The organism is Niveibacterium microcysteis (assembly GCF_017161445.1).
Lineage (GTDB): Bacteria > Pseudomonadota > Gammaproteobacteria > Burkholderiales > Rhodocyclaceae > Niveibacterium > Niveibacterium microcysteis.
Genome location: NZ_CP071060.1, coordinates 267,175 through 287,063, shown reverse-complemented (window position 1 = coordinate 287,063; position 19,889 = coordinate 267,175). Strand labels below are relative to the sequence as shown.

15 protein-coding genes and 1 riboswitch are annotated in these 19,889 nt (G+C 65.0%); of the genes, 9 read left to right on the top strand and 6 right to left on the bottom strand.

From position 1 onward, the window contains the following. Nucleotides 1–203: 203 nt before the first annotated feature. The 4 genes from JY500_RS01305 (at nt 204) to JY500_RS01290 (ending at nt 5,487) form a co-directional block, all read left to right on the top strand. Nucleotides 204–1,253, top strand: a complete 1,050-nt coding sequence (locus JY500_RS01305; protein WP_206254801.1) for an MBL fold metallo-hydrolase — start codon at nt 204–206, stop codon at nt 1,251–1,253. Between the two features lie 18 nt (nt 1,254–1,271). Beyond that, complete coding sequence (gene phaC / locus JY500_RS01300) at nt 1,272–3,098, top strand: class I poly(R)-hydroxyalkanoic acid synthase (RefSeq protein ID WP_206254800.1); 1,827 nt, start codon at nt 1,272–1,274, stop codon at nt 3,096–3,098. Between the two features lie 119 nt (nt 3,099–3,217). Continuing rightward, on the top strand, nt 3,218–4,519 hold the full coding sequence (locus tag JY500_RS01295) for a DUF3300 domain-containing protein (RefSeq protein ID WP_206254799.1): 1,302 nt from the start codon (nt 3,218–3,220) through the stop codon (nt 4,517–4,519). A 32-nt stretch (nt 4,520–4,551) separates the two neighbouring features. Continuing rightward, nucleotides 4,552–5,487: a DUF2950 domain-containing protein gene (locus JY500_RS01290; protein WP_206254798.1), complete on the top strand. Its 936-nt coding sequence runs from the start codon at nt 4,552–4,554 to the stop codon at nt 5,485–5,487. A gap of 78 nt (nt 5,488–5,565) precedes the next feature. Here the strand turns inward: JY500_RS01290 and JY500_RS01285 are convergent, their stop codons facing one another. Next, nucleotides 5,566–7,653, bottom strand: a complete 2,088-nt coding sequence (locus JY500_RS01285; RefSeq protein ID WP_206254797.1) for a prolyl oligopeptidase family serine peptidase — start codon at nt 7,651–7,653, stop codon at nt 5,566–5,568. Nucleotides 7,654–7,744: 91 nt separating this feature from the next. Further along, on the bottom strand, nt 7,745–8,731 hold the full coding sequence (locus tag JY500_RS01280; protein WP_206254796.1) for a questin oxidase family protein: 987 nt from the start codon (nt 8,729–8,731) through the stop codon (nt 7,745–7,747). Nucleotides 8,732–8,821: 90 nt separating this feature from the next. Here JY500_RS01280 and JY500_RS01275 point away from each other — a divergent pair, with 90 nt between their 5' ends. Next, complete coding sequence (locus tag JY500_RS01275; RefSeq protein ID WP_206254795.1) at nt 8,822–9,262, top strand: hypothetical protein; 441 nt, start codon at nt 8,822–8,824, stop codon at nt 9,260–9,262. A gap of 34 nt (nt 9,263–9,296) precedes the next feature. On the opposite strand, the gene JY500_RS01270 is transcribed toward JY500_RS01275, so the two are convergent. Together JY500_RS01270 and JY500_RS01265 are read right to left on the bottom strand one after the other, a co-directional pair. Next, nucleotides 9,297–11,270, bottom strand: coding sequence for a S9 family peptidase (locus JY500_RS01270; protein ID WP_206254794.1), 1,974 nt, complete (start codon nt 11,268–11,270; stop codon nt 9,297–9,299). 289 nt (nt 11,271–11,559) lie between these two features. Further along, on the bottom strand, nt 11,560–12,501 hold the full coding sequence (locus JY500_RS01265) for a hypothetical protein (RefSeq protein WP_206254793.1): 942 nt from the start codon (nt 12,499–12,501) through the stop codon (nt 11,560–11,562). A 136-nt stretch (nt 12,502–12,637) separates the two neighbouring features. Between JY500_RS01265 and JY500_RS01260 the strand changes: the two genes are divergently transcribed. The 3 genes from JY500_RS01260 (at nt 12,638) to JY500_RS01250 (ending at nt 15,077) form a co-directional block, all read left to right on the top strand. Further along, nucleotides 12,638–13,522, top strand: coding sequence for a dienelactone hydrolase family protein (locus JY500_RS01260; protein ID WP_206254792.1), 885 nt, complete (start codon nt 12,638–12,640; stop codon nt 13,520–13,522). Nucleotides 13,523–13,625: 103 nt separating this feature from the next. After that, nucleotides 13,626–14,243, top strand: a complete 618-nt coding sequence (locus tag JY500_RS01255; protein ID WP_246479738.1) for a trimeric intracellular cation channel family protein — start codon at nt 13,626–13,628, stop codon at nt 14,241–14,243. 123 nt (nt 14,244–14,366) lie between these two features. Next, nucleotides 14,367–15,077, top strand: a complete 711-nt coding sequence (locus JY500_RS01250) for a pseudouridine synthase (protein WP_206254791.1) — start codon at nt 14,367–14,369, stop codon at nt 15,075–15,077. Between the two features lie 24 nt (nt 15,078–15,101). Here JY500_RS01250 and JY500_RS01245 read toward each other — a convergent pair whose 3' ends face one another. After that, nucleotides 15,102–17,567: an IPT/TIG domain-containing protein gene (locus tag JY500_RS01245; RefSeq protein WP_206254790.1), complete on the bottom strand. Its 2,466-nt coding sequence runs from the start codon at nt 17,565–17,567 to the stop codon at nt 15,102–15,104. 105 nt (nt 17,568–17,672) lie between these two features. After that, nucleotides 17,673–18,140, bottom strand: coding sequence for an SRPBCC family protein (locus JY500_RS01240; protein ID WP_206254789.1), 468 nt, complete (start codon nt 18,138–18,140; stop codon nt 17,673–17,675). A gap of 134 nt (nt 18,141–18,274) precedes the next feature. Continuing rightward, nucleotides 18,275–18,376, top strand: a riboswitch (S-adenosyl-L-homocysteine riboswitch). Between the two features lie 93 nt (nt 18,377–18,469). Here JY500_RS01240 and ahcY point away from each other — a divergent pair. After that, nucleotides 18,470–19,879 (top strand): adenosylhomocysteinase, encoded by a 1,410-nt coding sequence (gene ahcY, locus JY500_RS01235; protein ID WP_172201659.1) that lies wholly within the window; start codon nt 18,470–18,472, stop codon nt 19,877–19,879. Nucleotides 19,880–19,889 lie beyond the last annotated feature (10 nt).

Sequence of the window (19,889 nt, the reverse complement as noted above, 5' to 3'; positions counted from 1 at the left end):
GAACAGGTCTGGAAGGCCGCGCCGCGCCCCTCTTGTGGAGGATCGCCGCGCCGCCGGATTCGGGTGATGTCCGCCCCGTGCGGTGGCCGGATCTTAAGCCCGCACGCCACCGTATGGTGTCCTGCGCCCGACAAACAGCCTTGACAGCCAATGCCGCAGCGCAACATAACCCGAGTTACACTGATCCGCTGGATGCTGCTGCCATGAGTGACGCACTCGATTTCCCCTTCGCCGACCTGCCCGCGCCGGGCGACACGCTGACCGTTGAGTCCGGCGTGCGCTGGGTGCGCATGCCTTTGCCCTTCGCGCTGGATCACATCAATCTGTGGTTGCTCGACGACGGCGAGGGCGTCGCGATTGTCGACACCGGCATTGGCGACGCGACCACGCGCGGGCTTTGGGAGCAGGTGTTCGCACGCATCGACCGCCCGGTCACGCAGATTGTCGTCACCCATGCGCATCCCGATCACATCGGCAATGCGCGCTGGTTGTCGGACCGCTTCGGCGTACCGGTACACGCCACGCTCGGCGAGTACCTCTGGGCGCACGCGATCCGCGACGGCCGCGCCGGCTTCACCACCGAAGCACTGGTTGCGCTGTTCCGCCGCCACGGTCTTGACGATGCACGCGCGGAAGCGCTGCTGACACGCGGCAACCACTATGCGCGCGGCGTGCCGGAGCTGCCCGAGAGCTATCTGCGGGTCCGCGACGGCAGCACGATCATGATCGGCGGCAAGGCCTGGCGGGTGATCAGCGGCTACGGACATTCGGCCGAGCACGCGGCGCTATGGTGCGAAGCGCTGCATGTGCTGATTTCGGGCGACATGCTGCTGCCGCGCATCTCGACCAACGTCAGCACCAGCACCGTGACACCGCAGGATGATCCGGTCGCGCAGTACATCGAATCGCTCGGCCGCTTTGCGGAATTGCCTGCCGACACGCTGGTGCTGCCCTCGCATGGCCGCCCCTTCCGCGGCGCCCAGGCGCGCATCCAGCAACTGGTAGCGCACCACGAAGAACGTTGCGGCGCGCTGCTCGCAGCGCTGGATCAGCCGATGAGCGCGGGCGAACTGCTCGCGACGCTGTTCCCGCGCGAACTCGATACCCACCAGGTGATGTTCGCCATGGGCGAAGCGATCGGGCACCTCAACCACCTCGCCGCTCGCGGTCTTGTCAGCAAGCTGGAAGCTGGCGGGCGCATCCTGAAATTTGCGCGTACGGGCGACGCTTTGTCCGCCCCTCAGAACAAGTAACTCCGGGAGAGAAACACCATGGCCGTCAACGCAGAAACCGCTAAGCCCGAACTGCCCGATCCGCAGGAGGTCGCGAAGACCTATGCCGAGGTCGCCCAGCGTGCATCGAAGCTGCTGCACGAACATGTGAAGCGCCAGGCCGCGCGCGGCATTTCGCCGCCGGAAGATGAACTGGGCATCGCGCAGGCCTTCATGGACATGATGGCGAAGCTGCTCGCCAACCCCTACAAGCTCGCCCAGGCGCAGATGAATCTGGTGTGGGATTACTTCTCGCTGTGGCAGCACTCGACGCTGCGCTTCATGGGCATGAGCGGCGCGCCAGTCGCCACGCCGGCGAAGGAAGACAAGCGCTTCAAGGACGAAGAGTGGCAGGACCACTTCCTGTTCGACTTCATCAAGCAGAGCTACCTGATCTCCGCACGCCACATCCATGACGTGGTAGGCAGCGTCGAAGGGCTCGACGAGATCTCGCGCAAGAAGGTCAACTTCTTCACCAGCCAGTACATCAACGCACTGTCGCCGTCGAACTTCGCGCTGACGAACCCGGAAGTGTTCCGCGAAACAGTGAAGAGCCACGGCCAGAACCTGGTGAAGGGGCTCAACAATCTGCTGCGCGATGTCGAAGAGGGCGATGGCCAGCTGCGCGTGAAGATGACCGATACCTCGGCGTTCGAGTGCGGCAAGAACGTCGCCACCACGCCGGGCAAGGTCGTGTTCCAGACCGACCTGATCCAGCTGATCCAGTACACGCCGACCACCACCGAGGCGCTCAAGCGCCCGCTGCTGATCGTGCCGCCGTGGATCAACAAGTACTACATCCTCGATCTGCGCGAAAAGAACTCGCTGATTCGCTGGGCCGTCGAACAAGGCCACACCGTGTTCGTGATGAGCTGGGTGAATCCGGACGAGAAGCTCGCCCAGAAGGGCTTCGATGACTACGTGAAGGAAGGCGTGCTCGCCGCCGTTGATGCGATCGAGCAGCAGACCGGCGAGAAAGAGATCAACGCTGCGGCGTACTGCCTCGGCGGCACGCTGCTGGCCACCACGCTCGCCTACATGGCCGCCAAGAAGGACAAGCGCATCGCCAGCGCCACCTTCTTCACGACGCTGACCGACTTCTCGCAGCCAGGCGAACTGGGCGTGTTCATCGATGAAGGCCAGGTCACCAGCCTCGAGAAGAAGATGGCCGAGCGCGGCTACCTTGAAGGCACCGAGATGGCCAACACCTTCAACATGCTGCGCAGCAACGACCTGGTCTGGTCCTTCGTCGTGAACAACTACCTGATGGGCAAGGACCCCTTCCCCTTCGACCTGCTGTACTGGAACTCCGATTCCACCCGCATGCCGGCGAAGATGCACAGCTACTACCTGCGCAACATGTACATGAAGAACGCGCTGGTGCAGCCGGGTGGTATCGAGATCGACGGCGTAAAGATCGATCTCGGCAAGATCAAGGTGCCCTGCTACTTCATCTCGACGATCGAAGACCACATCGCGCCTTGGAAGAGCACCTACCTTGGTGCCAAGGTATTCGGCGGGCCGGTGCGCTTCGTGCTGGGTGGCTCTGGCCACATTGCCGGCATCGTCAACCCGCCGTCGGCGAACAAGTACGGCTACTGGACCAACCCGACCAAGACGCTGCCGGAAAGCGCCGAAGACTGGCTCGCCGCCGCGACGCAGAACCCGGGCTCGTGGTGGACCGACTGGCAGGCCTGGGTCACCGCGCACGACGACGCAAAGGTGCCGGCGCGCGACCCGATCAACGGCAAACTCAAGATCCTGGAAGATGCGCCGGGCAGCTTCGTCAAGGCACGCCTGGACAAAGCGCCCAAGGCTGCAAGCTGAGCGCCATCAAATCCGCGCAAGAAGGGGCTTCGGCCCCTTCTTCTTTTTGCGCCCGGGCTTTCCTGCGCGGCGATCCGCGTTCTACACTGCCCGTCTGCCGCGCATCCAGGAGAAAACGCATGCCGTCCCGGCCGTCCCGAATCCTTTCGCTGCTCATGTCCGGCGCTGTCGCATTGACGGTCAGCGCCCCGCTTGTTCCGGCGTTTGCCGAAACCGCTGCGGCGAGCGCGCCCGCCAAACAATCGTCCGGCAAGGTCTTCTCGCAGCAGGAACTCGATGAGTTGCTGGCGCCGATCGCGCTGCACCCGGATGCGCTGCTCGCGCAGATCCTGATGGGCTCCACTTACCCGCTCGACATCGTAGAAGCCGCGCGCTGGCGCAAGGCCAATCCGAAGGTCGACGGCAAGGCGCTCGAAGACGAACTCGCGAAACAGACCTGGGACCCCAGCGTGAAGTCGCTGGCGACCTTCCCGTCGGTGCTCGACATGATGAGCGAGAAGATCGACTGGACGCAGAAGCTGGGCGACGCCTTCCTCGGCCAGCAGAAGGCCGTGATGGAAACGGTGCAGAAACTGCGTACCAAGGCCAAGCAGGCCGGCTCGCTCGCCGACACCAAGGAGCAGAAAGTCAGCACCGCCAATGAAGGCGGCACGACCGTGATCAAGATCGAGCAGGCTGATCCGCAGGTGGTGTACGTGCCGACTTACAACCCGGCGGTCGTTTACGGCACCTGGTGGTACCCGGCGCCGCCGCCCTACTACTACTACCCGCCCGGCTACGTGCCCGGCGCAGCCTTCTTCACCTTCACGGCCGGTGTGGTCGTCGGTGGCGCCTTGTGGGGTAACTGCAACTGGGGCGGCAACGACATCAACATCGATATCGACCGCTACAACCAGGTCAATCACTTCGACAAGAACACGGTCAACAACGTCAAGAACGGCAAGTGGGAACACAACCCCGAGCAACGTCGTGGCGTGCCCTACCAAAGTCAGGGTGCGCAAAGCAAGTTCGGCGGCGCACAGGTCCAAAACAACAAAGCCCGCGATGAGTTCCGCGGCCGCGCAGAAACCGGCCGGCAAGACCTCGGCCAGCAGGGTTTCGATCGCAATGCGGCGGGCAGTCGCCCCAGCGCCGGCACCAGCGATCGCGCCAGCGCGAGCAACCGAGCCGGCAGTGGCGCAGCCGACAATCGCGCGGGAAGCATGGATCGCAGCGCCGCTGGCGACCGCGGGAGTGCGCAACCGCGCGCGTCGACGAGCGATCGCAGCTCCAGCTCCGCTTTCGGTGGCGTGAACTCCGGTGCGCGAGCCAACGACTACAGCAGCCGCGGCAGCTCCAGCCGTGCCGGCATGAGCAGCAGCGGTGGCGCGCGTGCGAGCGGCGGCGCACGGGCCGGTGGTGGCGGCGGACGCCGCCGTTGAGTGATGCGCAACGCAGAACGGATGATGAACCGATGACCAATTCGCACTCTTCGCGCCTCGCGCGCACCCTGCGTGGAATCACCTTCGCCGGCGCACTGATCGCCCTGCCCGCTTTCGCTGCCGGCGGCGCGCCACGCGTCTTCCCACAACCTGAAGAAGCAGCCGCCGCACTGGTCGACAGCCTCAAGGCCGCCGATGGCAAAGCGGTACTCGCCGTCTTGGGCGGCAAGGCACGCGACTGGGTATTCACCGGCGACAGGCCGACCGACATCAAGGTGTGGCAGAGCTTTGTCGAGGCCTACGACGCACAGCACACCGTGGTCGAAGTAGCCGACGGCCGCGCGGTGCTGATCGTTGGGCCCGGCCGCTACCCCTTCTCGTTTCCGATCATGCGCGTGGCGGGCGGCTGGCGTTTCGACGCCGAACAGGGCAAGGAAGAACTGATCAACCGCCGCGTCGGCATGAACGAGCTCTCGACCATCGAGGTGCTCAAGGAGGTCGTCGCTGCCCAGCGTGAGTACGCGCTGATGGATCGCAACGGAAACGGCTCGCCGGAGTACGCGGCACGCTTTACCAGCAGCGAGGGCAAGCGTGACGGCCTCTACTGGCAGACCGCCGAGGGTGAGGCGCCGAGCCCGCTGGGGCCGCTCGTCGCCGATGCGCAGGCCGAGGGCTACGGCAAACACGCGCGCGGCGCGCCCTTCCACGGTTACCTGTTCAAGATGCTGACCGGGCAAGGTCCGGATGCCGTGGGTGGCGCGCAGACCTACACCGTGAATGGCCTGGTCGGCGGTTTTGCGGTGCTCGCCTATCCCGCCAAGTACGGCTTGAGTGGGGTGAAGTCGTTCATCGTGAACCAGAACGGCGTGATTCTTGAGAAGGATCTCGGGGCAAACACCGCGGCGATCGCGGCCAAGACGACGCTGTTCAACCCCGACAAGGGATGGACGCCGGTCGCCAAACGCTGATCAGCCACGCAAAACAGAAACGGGCCGGTCGCTTGAAGCACCGGCCCGTTTTCATTGGCTAGGCGAGCGCAGGGCTTTTCAGCGCAGCGTCTGGTCGAGGAAGGTCCAGGTCAGGGCCCACATCCTCGCCCGCTGCGTGTTGTCGGCGGCCCCGGCGTGCCCGCCCTCCATGTTCTCGAAGTACCAAACGTCCTGGCCGAACTCGCGCATGCGCGCCGCCATCTTCCGCGCATGGCCGGGGTGTACCCGATCGTCGCGCGTGGACGTGACAAACAGGGTGCGCGGATATGTCACGCCCGCCTTCAGGTTCTGATACGGCGAGTACTTCGAGATGTAGGCCCACTCCTCGGCGATGTCAGGATTCCCGTATTCGCCCATCCACGACGCGCCCGCCAGCAACAGGTGATAGCGCTTCATGTCCAGCAACGGCACCTGACACACCACTGCGGCAAACAGGTCTGGTCGCTGCACTTCGGTCGCCCCCACCAACAGCCCGCCGTTGCTGCCACCCATGATCGCGAGCCGCTTCGGCGAGGTGATGCCGCGCTGGATCAGGTTCTCTGCGACCGCGATGAAATCGTCGTAGGCGTTCTGGCGCTTCTCCTTCAAGGCTGCCGCGTGCCAGCGCGGGCCGAATTCACCCCCGCCGCGGATGTTCGCCACCACGTAGGCGCCGCCTTTTTCGAGCCAGCCTGCCCCAACGCCACCGTTGTACGCGGGCGTCAGGGCGACTTCAAAACCGCCGTAGCCGTACAGCACCGTGGGCAGTGATCCGTCGCGCGGCACGCCCTTCGGCATGACGATGAAATAGGGCACCCGGGTGCCGTCACGTGACGTGGCTTCGTACTGTGCCGCCTCCAGCCGCGACGCGTCGAAGAAGGCTGGCAAGCGCTGCAGCACCTGCGCGCCGGGTTTGCCAAAGTGCAGATAGCTGAGTGTTGAGGGTGTGAGGTAGTCCGAGGTGGTCAGCAGGTAGTCGTTCGAGCGTTCGGCATCAAGCGGCATCGTCTTGCTCGCGCCCAACTCGGGTACCGGCACCACGCGCTGCGACCATCCCTTGCGACCCGGGCGCACCTCCATCACCCGCCCACGCACCCGGTCGAGCAGATTGAGCACGAAGCCGTCCTTCACGGCGTGCCATTCCTCCATCGCCACCGTTGCGCTCGGGGCGAACAAGACCTCAGGTACCGCGGTGCGCGCACGGGCACTGTCGAGCGGCAGCGCGAGCAGCGAACCCTTTGCAAAACTGTGTCCGTTGCGCGTCCAGTCGTCGCGCAACTCAAGTATCAAGCGGTCGCGCCACACCAGCGCCTTGGCGCTGTCCGGCTTGTCGAGTTTCACCGCTTTGGCTTGCTGCCCGATGGCGTAAATCTCCTCGGTGAAGAAGCTCGGCCGGCGGACGATGAAGTTGCGCGGCGCAGCCTGCGTCTGGTCGAGAACGGCGGAAACCATCATGTCCTCTTTGCCCGCCTCGAAGATCGTCTGCGCCTGTTCGATCGGCGTGCCACGCCTCCAACGCTTGAGGATGCGCGCATAGCCGGAATCGGTGAGGCTGCCGGGCCCGAAATCGGTACCCACGATCAGCGTGTCGCGATCTACCCAGGTGATTTCGGTCTTCGCATGAGCGATGCGGAACCCCCCGGCGACGAAATCGCCGGTACGCGTGTCGAACTCGCGGATTTCCACCGCATCACCACCGCCGCGAGAGAGCTTTACCAGGCAACGCTCGCCGCTCGGCCCAAGGCATTCAACACCTTTCCACACCCACGACTGCCCCTCCGCGTGGCCCAGCGCATCAACGTCGAGCACCGTGCGCCAGCGTGGTGTGCCCGTGCGGTAGTCGGCCAACGGGGTGCTGCGCCAGATGCCGCGCGGGTGCTCGGCGTCTTGCCAGAAGTTGTAGGCGCGCGATCCAATCAAGGTCACCGGCACCAGCCGTTGCGGCGAGTTGTAGATGTTCAGCAGGCGCGCATGCAAGGCCTCATATCCCGGTGCCTGCTCGAGCTTGGGCAGGGTCTCGGCGTTGCGGGCACGCACCCAGTCCAGTGAGGCAGGGGTATCAACCGCCTCCAGCCATTGATACGGGTCTTCGTCACCCGCGAACACAGCGCAAGATGCGGAAACGGCGGCCAGACAGGCCGCCGCCAGGGTAAAGCGAACGAACATCGGAACAGGCTCCCGCGACAGATCGATTAGGAGCAGGGGCCAAAGGCCCGTGCAGCCCGGCAGGCTATCACCGCCCACCGGGTACACTTTGTCAGTGTGTATCGGCCGTCACAACCTGCGCCGCGCAAGCATGCAGCAAGCCCGGCAGCTCCGAGGTATCCGGGTCGAAATCGCGTGCGAGCGCGTCACAGCTATCGACCAGTTTGATCACATGATCGTCGCTGCTGGCGATCGCCGCGGCGCGCAGCGCCGCCCAGGGCGGCAATGGATCCGGCAGCGGCCGCAAGCTCATCGGCCACGGTCGGCCAATCGCAACATAGGCCGCGCAGAAGGCCAACCAGTAGCGCTGAAGCACCGGCTCCGGCGCGGCCATCCACGGCCACAGCACGCGCAACGCATGCAGACCGGTGACCAGGTGCAACGCGGTGAAGTCACCGGTGGCACGGTAGAGGCGGGCGGCGGTGACTGCGAGCGAGTGCCAGGCGCGCGCCGCACCCTTCTCGATCCGCAAGGGCGGCACCGCGGCCAGAAACGCGGGATGCGCCAGCACTTCCGCCAAGCGCCCCATGATCATCGGGCGCTCGAACACCACGTTCGCGAGGGCCGTGCCTTGCGACAGACTGCGCAAGCCCTCCGCCGCGCCGGTGCTGCCGGCAGCGGTCGGAAGCGGAGTCTCCCGGCGGAAGGCGCTCAGCACCGCAAGCCCGGCGGCCGTCTCGACATCCACGCCGAACCGCACACCGTAGGCGAGCCGGATCAAACCGTGAAACGCCGCGGTAACCAGACCCTCGAGCAAGTGTGGCAACTCGCGACGCAGCACTGCATCGCGGCCGTCCGCAGCGATCTGCGCCTCGAAGTCAGCCCAACTGGCCGCAAAGCCGCCAGCTGGAGTCTGCACCGCCAAGGGCCTGATCAGGCCGCGCTGCGCTTCGGCATAGGCATCCAGGCGCGCTGGCGCGGCACCCAGCGCATGCAGCGCCGCCAGCACCATCGGCAGGTGATTGCTGTTGCCATTGGTCAGCGACGGATCATCACCACGCAAGGCGTTGAGACGGAGGAGAAGCGCATCGTTCGGCATGATCAGTTCATCGGGGCAGGACGACCCGCGATTGTGACACCCGCGGCGGTGGTACGCTCCGCGTTCCCGATCTCGCACGCACCTGCATTCATGTCGTACACCCGCACGCTTTTGGTCGCCGCAGCCCTGCTCAGCCTGCCCCTGCCCGCCGCGGCCGAGGACTGGCTCGTAATCTCGGGCTATTCCTACCACTTCGAGCGTCGCGACGAATACCGCGCCGACAACCCCGGCGCCGGTTGGGAACGCCCCTCCGAGGAGTATCCGCTGTCATGGATGGCCGGCTACTACCGCAACAGCTACGACAAGGACACGTTCTACGCCGGCGCCCGCTGGGAACCCGAGCTGGTGAAGTGGGAGCATGTGAAGCTCGGCGTGTTCGTCGGCCTCGCCAGCGGCTACTGGACGCCAGTCGTCGCGCTGCCGATGGCGAGCTTCCAGTGGGGCCGCTTCGGCTTCAACCTCGTCGGCGCCCCATCGATCCGCGAATACTCGGGCTACATCGGCGGGCAAGTGAAGTTCAAGTTCGACTGAGGCGGCGCGGCAAGCGCCACCTCGATCGCCACGATCAATCGGCCGGGTTGTACTTGGCCAGGAAACGCTCGATTGCGTGGTAGAGCTGGAAGCGGTTCTCTTCGATGTGGAAGCCGTGCCCTTCGCCGGCGAAGACGTGCCATTCGACGGGGGTTCCGTTTGCCTGCAACGCATCGCGCATCTTCTCGCCATGCGGGAGCGGCACGCGGGAGTCCTCGGCGCCGTAGGCCATCAGCACCGGCGCACGGATCGATTTGGCGTTCTTCAACGGTGACACCCGGTTGAACATCTCGGCATCCGCGTCCGGATCGCCGATCATGATCTTTGCGTCATTTTCGATCCAGGCGCTGTCAGCATGGTCAGACCAACTGATCGAGAAGAACAGCGCCGGATCGGTCACACCGACCATGTTGATGCCGCAGCGATACTTGTCCGCGTCGCGCGCCAGCGCCGACATCGTTGCAAAGCCACCGTAGCTCGCGCCCATGATGCAGACACGCGAAGGGTCGATCGTGCCCTGCTTCGCCAGCATGCTGACCCCGTCGTTCAGATCGTCCTGCATCTTCAGGCCCCACTGCTTGAAGCCCGCCGAAAACAGGTGGCTGCCGAAGCCCATCGACCCGCGGAACTGCGGTTGCAGCACCGCGTAGCCCCGGCTGGCCAGGAACTGAACCTCGGCATTGAAACCCCAGCGGTCGCGGGACCAGGGGCCACCATGCACCAGCACGACAAGCGGAAGGCGCTTCGGCGCCGTGCCTTTTGGCAGCGTGAGGTAGGCCGGAATCGCAAGTCCGTCGCGCGCGGGGTAGCGAAGTGCTCGCGTCGCAGAAAACTCGGCGCCGTCAAGATCCGGTCGCGTCTTCAGCAGCGGTTCGATATGGCCCGCCTTGACGTCGTAAAGGAAGTACTCACCGGGCGCGGTATCCGAATAGGAGTAGACAAGGACGCGCCCGGAAGCATTGCCGCGCACCATGTTGACACGCCCTTTGAGCGTTGCGTCAACGCGTGCCTGCACCGTCGCCCACGCCTCGTCGAACCATGCCGTCTCAGGCTCGGCGTCGCCAAAGACGGTGACGCCCTGAAGCTCGCGCGACTTGCGGGCGAAGATCAGACCGGAATCCGCCAGGTCGGCCACCGGGTGGGCGACCAATTGCTCGCCAAGCTTCCGGTTTGCAATGTCGTACGCGAACAAGGCCGTGGTGTCCCGCCCCCGCGCGCTCAACACATAAAGCTCTTTGCCCGATGCATCGAAGGCCGCCGGCCAGACCTGATCGTGCTCAAGCATGCCGAATTCTTCGAGCTTCACCCATGGCGCGTCAGCGCTGTCACGCAGCCACAACGTGCCGCGGGTCTCGCTTTTGTTGACCGTCACTACTGAACGCACGACACCTTTTGCATCGACCACGGCGTCGATGACCTGACCAGGCATGTTGTAGGTCAATGTCTGCCGTTTTGCATTGCGCGTGTTGACCCGCTCCAGTACGAGCGCCTTGGTGCCGTACTTGGCGGTCTGGACGATTACATCATCACTGCCGTCCTCCATCGCCCGGCGCAGGTAGGCGTACGTGGGGTGCCACGCACCGTCGCCAACCTGCTTCTTGGGCGACGGAATCACCTCGCGCCAGTTGCTTCCGTCGCGGTCAACCGCATAGATACCACCGCTGCCGGCAAAGAACTGGTCGGAGCTACTGGAACCCGAGCGGTCATCCGTCGCGGAGAGTACGAGGCGGTTGTCGTTAACCCAAGCGAAACGGCCAACGTCCATATCCTTGAAGCCGGTGACTGGGAATGCCTTGGTGTTGTCGAGATCGACCACGACGAGGTTGATTCGACCACCCACCGTTGCCAGGCCTGCAACGAAACGACCGTCTGGCGAGAGCTTCATGTCGCGGTTCTGCGCATGCCGGAACAGCGTTTCAACCGGGATCGGCGCGGCAAACACGGATGGGAATACCGAGGAAATCAGCAGTGCACATGCGATGCTGGCGTTTACAAGTGTCTTGAACATGGATTGAGGGGACGGTCGGGTCGGGGCGGATGTGGGGATTGTTCCTGCCGAATCGGATTCAATGCTTCCAATCGGGAGAGCAGTCTTGCGGCGAGCACCACGGGTCAAAGGGCGAAATTCTAGGTAGCCCGTCCGTCACCCGATATGACGGGGCTCACATCCATGCTGCGACTCCCAGACGAGTTCGCAGTGCACCGAGAAATATGTCGTCACATCGGCAGCGCGGTGCACGATAGGACGCGCAGGCTGGGCCCCCAACCCCCGCGCACAAGGCTCAGGCTTCAGCGATTCAATCGCCGATCGCGGCAAGCAAGCCCCGCGCATCGCCGCCAACGTTCGGCAGCACGCTGGTGCGTGCGATCTCCGTCAGCGGTTCGCGCGCAACACGCTGCAACGTGCCGCGGATTTCCGGGTGCAGCGCGTAGAGCTGGCCCAGCGCAGCGAGTGCCTTGGTGCGATCGGTGTGGCTGGGCAACGTGAGTACCTGCGCCAGCGTGCCGGCAAGTGCATCGGCCACCGCGGGATCCTTGATCCATTCGATGAAGGTGAGCACCAGGCGGCCGGTGAGGTTGCGCACTTCGTTGTCCGGGTCCAGCATCCGGCCGTGCAGCGCGGCGATGGATGCTTCCGGCCGCCCGGTCCAGGAGAGCATCGCGATCGCGTCCTTGCGCTCGGGGTGGCGGGCGTCGAGCGCGATCGCGATCATGCGGTCCTGCTGGCCGTTTGCAAGATCGCGCAACTGCGCATCGAAAGTGCGCAGTTCCGGATCTTCCGCAACCACGATGCCCGATGGCGTAATGCGTTCCCCCGGCATGTAGCCATCCGCCAGCACTTCCTGCACGCGGTACTCGCGCTGCGCGATCAGCTGGCGCGCTTCCGGCGGCACGCGGGCGGCGGCGCGCGGCGCGGTGGAGGGTTGCAGCACCGGGTCTGCGCTGGCGTCTTCAAGAATCTCGACGACGTAGTGCAGGCGGCTTCCGACCATCGCGCCATTGCACGACACCGCGGCGATTGGCAGCTTCTTGAGTTTTTCGCACCACTTGAGCATTTCCTTCTCGTTCTGCGTGACGGCCTCACCCGGCTTGATGGGCAATTGTGAGGTGACCTGCTCGCGCGTCAGGCGCTTGATGCCGATGATTTCGGTTTCGCCCCAGACGAGCTGGCGCTGCGCAAACGCGAGCGTGGGCAGTAGCGTGAGCAGGGAGAGCACAACACCGGAAACGAGGCGCATGGAAGAATCGCAGCAGGAAGGATTGCGGATTGTCCGGCGATCCCACCACGCGCTCAAGTCCCGATGGCAACACACGGCCGGGAATCTTTTCCGGTCTGGCGCGTCCATTGCAGACCCCAACCACGGAGAGCCCACGATGCAAACCGGATCGCAGCAGCCCCTGCAACAGGAATTCGACAGCCTCTCACCCGCCCGTGTGGCGAACCGACGTGAGTTCGTCGCCGGTCTCGTGGCGAGCGGCTTCGCGCTGGCCGTGCCGCCTGTCGCTGCGCAGAGCGTGATCAAAACGCCTGCCGACGGCCTCGTCGCCGGCACGGTAGAAATCCCGGCCGGCGACATCACGCTGCGCGGCTACCGCGCGATGCCTGCCGGAAAAGGGCCTTTCCCGGTCGTGCTGGTGGTGGAAGAGATCTTCGGCGTGCATGAGTGGATTCAGGACATCTGCCGCCGCCTCGCGAAAGTGGGCTATCTCGCGGTTGCGCCCGATCTGTTTGCGCGCCAGGGCGATCCAACCCAGTACGACACGATTCCCAAGATCTTCGAGAACGTGATCTCCAAGGTACCGGATGCGCAGGTCATGCGCGACCTCGATGCCGCCGCCGCCTGGGCCGGCAAGAACGGTGGCAACGCAGCACGGCTCGGCATCACCGGCTTCTGCTGGGGCGGCCGCATCACCTGGCTTTATGCCGCACACAACCCGAACCTGAAGGCGGGCGTGGCCTGGTACGGACGCCTGGTCAGCGCGCCGAGCGAGTTGTCGCCGAAGCACCCGATCGACCTGGTTGGCGAGATCAAGGCGCCGGTGCTGGGTTTCTACGGTGGCAAGGACCAGGGCATTCCAGTCGATTCGGTCGAGAAGATGGGGGCCGCGCTGAAGGCGGCTGGCAGCCGATCCGAAGTGCGCATCTACCCGGAGGCGGATCACGGTTTCCTCGCCGACTATCGCCCAAGCTTCAACCCTGCCGCGGCGGCAGACGCTTGGCCCAAGGCGCTGGCGTGGTTGCAGCAGCACGGCGTCTGATCGCCGCGCATTTGGCCCGGCGCAAGGGCGGGTGCGTTCGCAAGGGTATGCTTGGCGGCTCTCTCAGCATGCCCTGAACGTGATGCAACTGCCCGCGCCTGCCGTGAGTATTTCCCTGCTTGGTTACTGGCTCGGCATCGCCGCGGTAGCTGCCTGCGCGGCGGCGGCGGTGCTGGAAGTCGGCCGCAAGCAGTTCGACGCCTTCGGCGTGGTGGTGGTCGCTTTTGCCGCAGCGCTGGGTGGCGGCACAACGCGCGATCTGCTGCTGGGGCGCACGGTATTCTGGGTTGCCGACCCGACCTACCTGATCGCCGCCGCACTGGCCGGTATTGCGGCCTTCGCGGCGGCGCGCCGCATGCGCCTGCCGCTTGACCTGTTCCTGATTCCCGACGCAATCGGCCTCGCTCTGTTTACGATCGTCGGCACCAAGGTGGCGCTGAACGCCGGGACCCACTGGACAGTCGCCGCGCTGATGGGCGTGATCACTGGCGTGGTCGGCGGCATCCTGCGCGATGTGCTGGCGAATGAAGAGCCGGTGGTGTTCCGCGGCGAGCTGTACGCCACGGCCGCGGGCGCCGGCGCGCTGAGCCTTGTCGCCCTGCTCGCACTGGATTTCAATGCGCCCTGGGCGGCGTTCTGGAGCGGCACGCTGATCTTCCTGCTGCGGCTGGCGGCAATTCGCTGGCGGCTTGCGCTGCCCAAATTCGAGTCACTACGCTAGCCGCTGTGGCATCCACGCGCTGACTGCCCGGCGCGCTCGTTCCCTGCCATGCCGCCCATGTCGGTGCCAAGTGAGGGCGAGTTGGGCGTATAGTCCGCGCCTTCGCGAAAAAGGAATCTCCCGATGCAACTCGACCGCATCCTCCAGTCTCAGGGCTTTGGCAGCCGCAAGGAATGCCGCGGCCTGGTGCGCCACGGCTTTGTCCGCGTGAATGGCGAAGAGATGGACGACCCCTTTGTCGAACTTGATCCGGCCGGGCTGGAATTCGAGGTCGATGGCGAGCTATGGTCATACCGCGAGGTGGCCTATGTGATGCTGCACAAGCCCGCCGGTTACGAGGTGTCGCACAAGCCGGTGCACCACCCCAGCGTGTTCGCGCTGCTGCCCGCACCACTGCGCGCACGTGGCGTACAGGCCGTCGGCCGTCTCGACGAAGACACCACCGGCCTGCTGATCCTCACGGAAGATGGTCAGCTGATTCATCAGCTCAGCTCGCCGAAACGCGCGATCCCAAAGATCTACACCGTCACGCTGAAGCACCCGGCCACGCCGGAGCTGGTCTCTGCGCTGCTTGCTGGCGTGGAACTGCACGACGAGCCCGAGCCGGTGGTCGCGGCAGGCTGCGAAATCATCGGTGAGTGCCTGCTGCGCCTGACGATCACTGGCGGCAAGTACCACCAGGTCAAGCGCATGATCGGTGCAGCCGGCAACCGCGTCGAAGCACTCCACCGCGGAGAAATCGGCCGCCTCGCCTTGCCGGCCGACCTCGCACCCGGCGAATGGCGCTGGCTCAGCGAGGCCGATCTCTCCGCGCTGCGCTGCGACGCCGCCTGAGTGGCGTTCAGCTAACGCGCCCGCTCAGCGGGCGAGTGTCAGCGAACGGGCGTTGAAGCCGCCCGAGAGACTGAATTCCCACTTGCCGCCGGCCGGCACGCCGGTCAGCGGCAACGTGGCCTTGCCTCCCGTCAGTTGCAGCGCCAGCAGCATCGGTTCCGTACCGAGCTGGCGCACGCGCAGCACCGGGTAACGAGTGGCATCCCAGGTCACGCTCAGCATGCCATTCGCCTCGCTCCAGCTGAGCGGTGACGCACTGGTCGCCGTATCGCCGACCGACTGCGCAGCGGCCACCGGCGGAGAATCCAGCGTCAGCGGCAGCGTCATCGCCCCCTGCAACACCTCGACCTTCGCAATCGTGCCGGGGTTGGGCAGCGCCACATGGAAATGCTGCAGGCTGCTGCCAGCCTCGTCGGCCACCTTCACTGGCGTGAAGGGCACCTCGACCACGGCACCCGCAGCGGTCGTCACACGCAAAGTGAAGGCGCCTCCCGCGGCATAGGGCTGGGTTGACATGCGCGCGCCGGGGGGCGCCAACCGCACCTTGTTATCGCGGATATCACCGAAGAAATCCAGCATCTCGACCGGCTCGGCGAACGGCGTGATCTGCGGATAGGTGAAGCTCTGCATGAAGGTCTGCACGCGGCTGTAGTTGTAGTCCGAGAACCACTCGCTATCGCAATAGCCCATCACATCGTGCGCGACGCTGGTGGCCGGGAAGTAAACCGTTTCGGGGCCCGCAGTGCCATTCCGGTCGCTGTCGAACTCGTGCACCGGATAGGGCCCGAGGCCACCTCCGGCGTAGGGGAAGTCGGCCTCGGCGTCGGGCGGACTGCCGCAGGGTGCGTGACCCAAGCTCATGTTGTGGCCGACCTCGTGCGTCATCGTGTCAAGCCATGCATTCGCGCCGAAGCGGTTCGCAGCAAGCGCGACCGAGTCCAGCCCGATCGCAGCCAGCCAAGCACCGCCGCCCGAATTGGTTGCTCCATTCTGGTAGGCGAGGCCAGACGTACCGCCGGAGAATCCGGGCGAAGGCACAAGGCCGTAGTAATGCTTTCCACCGCCTTCGAGATCGCGCAGTTGCCTGACTTCCTGCAAGGCACTACTCCAGCTCCCGTCGACGGTACCGCTGACTGTCTTGGTCGTCAGCGTAAAGGGCGTCCGCACGCTGATCGTGATTCTCGAAGCATCGATCGGGTAAGCGCGCGCGAACATGCGTCGTACGACCTCGACATCCGGCACCGCACCCGTCGAGTTGTTCGTCACCAGCGGTACGAGCACCAGGTTCAGGTTGGTTGGCCGGCCGACACTCGGCGTCGCGCTGCGGGTGGCACCGCTGTTGGCGGGCGAGGTATTAGCCACCGTCACCCCGATTTGCAGCCCGCTCTGCACGCATGAAGCGGGGATCTGCGCGGAGAAGGTGCCCGCCAGATCGTCCAGCGCCGGGGCGGTCGTCGGCAGCGCAGACGGCCCGCTCAGCGTGAGCGTCGGGCTTGCCGCACAACCGCTGATCGTTGCCGTCACCTTGGGGCTCGCGATGCGCTGGTTGGCGCTGATGTAGGCCCGTACCAGCGCGATCTTGCCGGGAACGAGGAACTGATAAGTCGCGCCAACCGGTTGCGAGTACGCCTGAGCGACATCGACACGCGAGATGGTCACGACCGGCGCCGAACCGGTGGTCAGCGTAAACACGCCAGCCTGCACCGACTGCCCGCCAGGGCCACTGAGGATCACATTGCCGCTCTTAGCCGGGGCGGCAAAGTCGAGCGACGTGGCCGTCTTGTCCAGCACCGTTGCGGCCACACCGCCCACGCTGACCCCCGTGACGGTATCGAGCGCGAGGCCGGTGACCTGCACCGAGACGCCTTCCGGCCCGCTGGTGGGCGACATGGCGCTGACGGAAATCAGCGCCGGCAGTAGCGTAAAGGTCTGCGTGAGCGTACGACTGCTGCCGTTGGAAAGCACCAGGGCAAGGCTGCCGTCGGCAGCACCGGCCGGCACGACAACGATGAGCTGGGTGCCGGTCCGCGCCGTCGGGGTCACCGCAACACCGCCCACACGCACCTGACTCACGTTCGCCAGATTGGTGCCGGTCAGCGTCAGCGAATCGCCCGGACGTGCGCTGGTCGGCGACACGCTGCTGACCTGCGGCACGCCGAGCACGGTCAGCGTGGTCGGCGAATCGACCGTCGCGGTACCCGATACCAGCGTCACCGTGCCGCTGACTGCGGAGTCGGGCACGACGAAGCTCAGCCGCGTCGTGCTGATCAGCGTGAAGGGGACGTCAGCGGTACCGAGGCGCAGGCCGGTGACACTGTTGAAGTTGGTGCCGATCACCGTAACCGTATCGCCCGGGAAGGCGAAGGACGGGCTCAATCCGGTCACCGTGACCGTTGCGGTCTGCGGGCCGCCGCCCCCGCCGCCACCACCGCAGCCGGCAAGGAAGGCTGCGCTCAGGAACAGGATCAGAAGTCGGTACAGGTAGTGCATGACAGCGTCCTCTCAGGCCGACGGGCCTGCGTGCGGGAGGTCGGATTATGACAAAGCGTTGGCGCGAAAGATCCGGCGGGACGTCGACCGCCGGCAGCTGGCCGATCAGTGGCCGCGACCGCGTGCGGCGAACTCACGAATCAAGCGCACCGTATCAATATCGGCGGCACGGTAGGCAGCCTTAACGTAACCGGCGAATTCGGCGTCGCCTCCGCTCTGTTCGTTCAAAGTCGTCCGGTAGGCAAAACGCAGCACAAGCAAGCCTTCACCCGGCTCTTCGATGCTGACAGCCAGCTGTGCGCCCGGTCGTTCGCCTTCTGCGGCCGATTCGAAGCTCACCACGCGATCAGGCTCGATACGCACGGTGTCGCGCATGCGGAAGCTGCCGAAATCCAGCACACGCTCCACCTGCGTCCCGCTGCGGCTGAGGATCTCGCAGCCCACCAGCGCCGGCTGGAAAGCGCAGGGATCTTCGACGCGCCACATCAACCCGGCCCACACCTGTTCACGCGTGAGCGTATCGGCCAGGGCCTCGAGCGGATCGTTGATCACCACTACATGTTCGAACTGCACGGATTGCCTCGTTGCCGCTTCGGATTCTGCAAAGTCTCGCACAGGCAACGTGTTTCCCGCCGGGTCGCAGCGGTTTCCATTTGTATTCAGCGGCATAGCGTCGGCAAAGCGGGCGAGTTGATCTATACTCCGAAACTTCCGAGGAGCGCTGCGAGAGTCGGGCATGCCCCGAATCCCAGGCTCGGACCCTGCCAGAGCGCGTTCGCGCAGGCGGGCAAGAACTGCGCTCACCCTGTCCAACCCTCGCCGGGCTTGGGTAGCGTGAGCGAACCGGAACTTGCCGGTCACATCCCTGCTTCCCTCCCGGCCACACCGTTCAAGGAGTTCGTATGAACACTGTGGTCGATACCAAAGATTACGTCATCGCCGACCTGTCGCTCGCCGACTGGGGCCGCAAGGAAATCAAGATTGCCGAGGGCGAAATGCCCGGCCTGATGGCGATCCGCGAAGAGTACGCCGCTGCGCAGCCGCTCAAGGGCGCGCGCATCACCGGCTCGCTGCACATGACGATCCAGACCGCGGTGCTGATCGAGACGCTCACCGCGCTGGGCGCCGAAGTGCGCTGGGCCTCATGCAACATCTTCTCGACGCAGGATCACGCCGCCGCCGCGATCGCCGCGCAGGGCATCCCGGTCTTCGCCGTGAAGGGCGAAACGCTGACCGACTACTGGGACTACACCCACCGCATCTTCGAGTGGGCCGACGGTGGTTTTTCCAACATGATCCTCGACGACGGCGGCGACGCCACGCTGCTGCTGCACCTGGGCGCCAAGGCCGAGAAGGATCTGTCGGTGATCGCCAAGCCGACGTCCGAAGAAGAAACCATCCTCTTCGCCGCCATCAAGGCCAAGCTCGCGACCGACCCGACCTGGTACTCGACGCGTCTGGCACAGATCAAGGGTGTCACCGAAGAAACCACGACCGGCGTGCATCGCCTGTACCAGATGCACCAGCGCGGCGATCTGAAGTTCCCGGCGATCAACGTGAACGACTCGGTCACCAAGTCGAAGTTCGACAACCTCTACGGCTGCCGCGAATCGCTGGTCGACGGCATCAAGCGTGCCACCGACGTGATGATCGCCGGCAAAATCGCCGTGGTGTGCGGCTACGGCGATGTGGGCAAGGGCTCGGCTCAGGCACTGCGTGCGCTGTCGGCACAAGTGTGGGTCACCGAAATCGACCCGATCTGCGCACTGCAGGCCGCAATGGAAGGCTACCGCGTGGTGACCATGGAGTACGCCGCCGACAAGGCCGACATCTTCGTCACCACCACCGGCAACTTCCATGTGATCCAGCACGACCACATGGCCGCGATGAAGAACAACGCCATCGTCTGCAACATCGGCCACTTCGACAACGAGATCGACGTCGCCTCGCTCGAGAAGTACCAGTGGGAAGAGATCAAGCCGCAGGTCGATCACGTGATCTTCCCGGACGGCAAGCGGATCATCCTGCTCGCCAAGGGCCGCCTGGTGAACCTGGGCTGTGGCACCGGCCACCCGAGCTACGTGATGTCGTCGAGCTTCGCGAACCAGACCATCGCGCAGATCGAGCTCTTCACCAAGACCGCCGACTACCCGGTGGGCGTCTACACGCTGCCCAAGCACCTCGACGAAAAGGTCGCGCGCCTGCAGCTGAAGACCCTCAACGCCCAGCTGACGACGCTGCGCCCCGAGCAGGCTGCCTACATCGGCGTGCCGGTCGAAGGCCCGTACAAGGCCGAGCACTATCGCTACTAAGCCGGCATTG